Here is a 3926-nt window from a genome sequence, read left to right as displayed (position 1 = left end):
TGTCGGCCTCGAGGATGCGCATCAGCCGCTCGTAGCCCACGCGCTCGCGCGTGTCGCCGATGTGGGCGTGCAGGTCGACGAGCACGCCGCGGCCCTGGATGGCCTTGACGGCGAAGGTCTCGACGCCGAGCTTCATCGCGTAGGAGCCGCCCTCGGCGCCGCAGGGGCAGGCCGCGAGCTTGAGGTCGCCCGGACCGAGCACGTCTTCGTGCGCGCGGTAGCCGTTGTAGTAGACCTTCTCGGGTTCACCATCGCCATCGGCGTCGAACCACGAGCCCACGTGCGCGAAGGTGTCCCACTGCGTGGAGTACTGCAGCGTGATGGCCACCTGGTCATCGCAGACCACGTCGGTGAAGCGCGCATCGAAGCGGCGCAGCGGCATGTTCATGAACGGGTCGCCGTTCAGGTCGGTGGGCTTGAGCTTGGGCGGCTGGCGGCGCGGGTTGAGCTTGGCCTCGCCGGGGAAGTCGAGCGGCAGGCTCAGGCCGAAGGACAGGCCTTCGCGCACCTCGGCCACACCCTGCTTCACCTTCTCGGGTGTGAGCAGGTTCAGGCGGCCCAACTGGTCGTCGGGGCCGAAGTCGCCCCAGGTCGAGCCTTCGGGGCGTCGCTTCCAGCGCGTGGATGTGCTCATGTCGTCACTTCTTCAACAGCGGGCAGGCGCTGGAGGCGAGCGGCGTGAAGGCCTTGTCGCCGTTCACCGTGTCCTTGACGGTGTAGTAGTCCCAGGGGTACTTCGACTCGCCGGGCTTCTTGACCTGCACCAGGTACATGTCGTGCACCATGCGGCCGTCTTCGCGGATGCGGCCGTTCTTGGCGAACATGTCGTTGATGGGCGTGGACTTCATCTTGGCCATCACCGGCTCGGTGGCGTCGGTACCGCTGGCCTTGATGGCGTTGAGGTAGTGCAGCGTGGCCGAGTACGCACCGGCCTGGGCCATGTTGGGCATCTTCTTCATGCGCTCGAAGTAGCGGCGCGACCAGGCGCGCGTTTCCTCGTTGCGGTCCCAGTAGAAGCCGACCGACAGCAGCATGTTCTGCGTGGCTGCGAGGCCCAGGCTGTGCACGTCATTGATGAACATCAAGAGGCCCGCCATCTGCTGCTTGCCCGAGGCGGTGAGGCCGAACTCCTTGGCCGCCTTGATGGCGTTGATGGTGTCGCCGCCCGCGTTGGCCAGGCCGATGATCTTGGCACCCGAGCCCTGGGCCTTGAGCATGTACGAGGAGAAGTCGGAGGCGCTCAGCGGGTGGCGCACCGAGCCCAGCACCTTGCCGCCGCCGGCCTTGATGACCTCGGTGGTGTCCTTCTCCAGCACCGAGCCGAAGGCGTAGTCGGCGGTGAGGAAGAACCAGGTGTCGCCGCCGCCCTTGACCACCGCCGCGCCGGTCACGTTGGCCCGCGCGTAGGTGTCGTAGGTGTAGTGGATGGTGTAGGGCGTGCACGCCTCGTTGGTCAGGCGCGAGGCGCCCGGCGAGGTGAAGAGGGCGATGCGCTTCTTCTCGTTGGCAACGGCGGCCACCGCGAGCGCCGGGGCGCTCGCCGCGACGTCCAGCACGGCGTCGAGCTTCTCCACGTCGTACCACTCGCGCGCCTTGTTGGCGGCGATGTCGGCCTTGTTCTGGTGGTCGGCCACCAGCACCTCGATGGGCTTGCCCAGCACCTTGCCGCCGAAGTCGTCGACCGCCATCTTCACCGCGGTGGCCAGGCCGGTGCCGGTGATGTCGGAGTACAGGCCCGACATGTCGAGGATGAGGCCGATCTTCACCTTGTCGTCAGAGATGCCCTGGGCCTGTGCGGCCGCGGCGCAGGCGAGGGCGGTGGCGGCGAGTGCGAACGACTTCAGTCTCATCATGCGGTTGTCTCCTCGGTGTTGTTGTGATGGGTGCTCAGTAGCCGGCCTGCCGGTCCACCGCCAGCGGTTGCGGCAGGCCCTCGCGCGCGCGACGCAGCGCATCGACGCACTGCTGCGCCACGGTGTCGAACGAGGCTTGCGCCGCGATGTGCGGCGTGGCCAGCACCTGCGGGTGCGACCAGACCCAGTTGTCGGGCGGCGGCGGCTCGCGCTCGAACACGTCGAGCGCGGCACCGGCGAGGTAGCCGCCGTCGAGCAGCACCTGCAGGTCGTGCTCGACCAGCTGCTCGCCGCGGCCCACGTTGATGAGGTAGGCGCCGCGCGGCAGCTGCGCCAACGTGTGGTGGTTGAGCAGGCCGCGCGTCTCGTCGGTGAGCGGCAGCGCGCACACCAGGATGTCGGCCTGCGACAGGAACTGCGGCAGCTCGTCCATGCCCGCGAAGCTGGCCACGCCCGGTACCTCACGCGGCGTGCGGCTCCAGCCACCCACCGGGTAGCCGAGGGGCAGAAAGGCGCGTGCGATGGCTTGACCCACCGCACCCAGCCCCATCACGCCCACGCGGCAGCGCACCGCGGTGCGCACCGGGTGGCGCAGCCATTCGGCGCGTGCCTGCTGTTCGGCATAGAGCGGCAGGTCGCGGGTGAAGCGCAGCGTGGTGGCCACCACGTACTGCGCGATCTCGATGCCTTGCATCGGGTCGACCACGCGTGTGAGCGGCACGTGCTCGGGCAGGTCGTCGACCAGCAGCTTGTCGGCGCCGGCGCCGGTGGAGCACAGCACGCGCAGGTTGGGGTACTTGGGCAGGATGCCCGGCTTCATGCGCCAGGCGAGGATGGCCTCGACCGCCTCGGGCGGCGGGTTGTCTTGCTCGGTCCAGACCGGGATGCCGCCGGAAGCCTGGCGCAGGGCCGCGGCAAACGGTGCCGACGGAAGGGGGTTCGACAGCACCAGGATGGCCATGGATCGTGAGCTTCCTTTAAGCGTCGCCTTCTCTAAGCGTCATAACCCGGGTTGCGGCGATCCAGCCGGCGCAAGAGGCCCGGCCACACGAGGTTGGAGCCCTGGCCGCGCGAGGCGTCGCGTGCCTGGCGCATGTTGAGCTCGACCACGTCCTGCGGGATGTGCGTGAGCTCGGTGCCGCCCGACTGCGCCAGGATCTGGATGCGGCACGAGGTTTCGAGCACGTACATCGCCTGGAAGGCCTCGGGTACGCCACGCCCGCAGGTCAGCAGGCCGTGGTTGCGCAGGATCAGGCAGTTGGCGGTGCCGAGGTCGGCGCACAGGCGCGGCTTCTCTTCGTCGCGCAGTGCGATGCCTTCGTAGTCGTGGTACGCAATCTGGTTGAGCGGCAGCGTGGACTGCTGCGACAGCGGCAGCAGGCCGTTCTTCTGCGCCGACACTGCCACGCCGTGCAGCGTGTGCGTATGCAGCACGCAGTTCACCTCGGGGCGCGCATCGTGGATCGCGCTGTGGATCACGAAGCCGGCCGGGTTGATGTCGAACTTGGAGGGCATCACCTTCTTGCCGTGGTGATCGACCTTCACCAGGCTGGAGGCGGTGATCTCGTCGAAGAAGAGACCGTAGGGGTTGATCAGGAAGTTGTGCGGTTCGCCCGGGATGCGCGCCGAGATGTGGGTGAAGACGAGGTCGTCCCAACCGAAGAGCGCCACCAGCCGGTAGGCCGCTGCGAGATCCACCCGCGTTTGCCACTCTTCCGCGGAGACCTGGTTCTTGAGCGACGCGAATTCGAGCGGTGCATTCATGGGGGTCTCCTGTGGGTTTGTGTAACGACTTTTATACCGGCTGGCGCGGAGCTTGTCCAAGAGCACGCTGGTGCGTTCGCATCGAGGGGCTCCGCTTGTCGCCAGGGTGATTGCGCGCGTGTGTCGGGTTTACAGCGCCTTCACCAGCTCCGGCACGGCCGTGAACAGATCTGCTTCGAGGCTGTAGTCGGCCACGCTGAAGATGGGTGCCTCGGGGTCCTTGTTGATGGCCACGATGACCTTGCTGTCCTTCATGCCGGCCAGGTGCTGGATCGCCCCGGAGATGCCGGCGGCGATGTACAGCTGCGG

Annotated in this window: 4 protein-coding genes and 1 pseudogene; all 5 read right to left on the bottom strand. The window is 67.6% G+C overall.

Annotated features, from left to right (window positions below):
• Nucleotides 1-634: pseudogene (locus tag VFL64_RS08365) on the bottom strand (cyclase family protein); the annotation flags it as partial.
• A gap of 4 nt (nt 635-638) precedes the next feature.
• A complete protein-coding gene (locus VFL64_RS08360) occupies nt 639-1850 on the bottom strand; it encodes an ABC transporter substrate-binding protein (RefSeq protein ID WP_489539918.1) in 1212 nt (403 codons plus the stop codon).
• 37 nt (nt 1851-1887) lie between these two features.
• The gene (locus VFL64_RS08355; protein ID WP_489539917.1) at nt 1888-2814 is read right to left on the bottom strand and encodes a 2-hydroxyacid dehydrogenase; all 927 of its coding nucleotides are present in this window, start codon (nt 2812-2814) and stop codon (nt 1888-1890) included.
• 32 nt (nt 2815-2846) lie between these two features.
• Entirely contained in the window at nt 2847-3617 is a 771-nt protein-coding gene (locus VFL64_RS08350; protein ID WP_489539916.1) for a class II aldolase/adducin family protein, read from the bottom strand.
• Between the two features lie 129 nt (nt 3618-3746).
• On the bottom strand, nt 3747-3926 hold a 180-nt coding region (locus VFL64_RS08345; protein ID WP_489539915.1), incomplete at its 5' end, for an FAD-binding protein.

The sequence above is a fragment of the Rhizobacter sp. genome (assembly GCF_035702065.1).
In the GTDB taxonomy this organism is placed as follows: Bacteria; Pseudomonadota; Gammaproteobacteria; order Burkholderiales; family Burkholderiaceae_C; genus Rhizobacter.
The sequence above is the reverse complement of the archived record's forward strand: the minus strand, read 5'-3'. Positions and strand labels throughout refer to the sequence as shown.

Coding starts and splice junctions, on each gene's coding strand:
- VFL64_RS08350 (WP_489539916.1), bottom strand. CDS start 3,617: ATGAATGCACCGCTCGAATTCGCGTCGCTCAAGAACCAGGTCTCCGCG.
- VFL64_RS08355 (WP_489539917.1), bottom strand. CDS start 2,814: ATGGCCATCCTGGTGCTGTCGAACCCCCTTCCGTCGGCACCGTTTGCC.
- VFL64_RS08360 (WP_489539918.1), bottom strand. CDS start 1,850: ATGAGACTGAAGTCGTTCGCACTCGCCGCCACCGCCCTCGCCTGCGCC.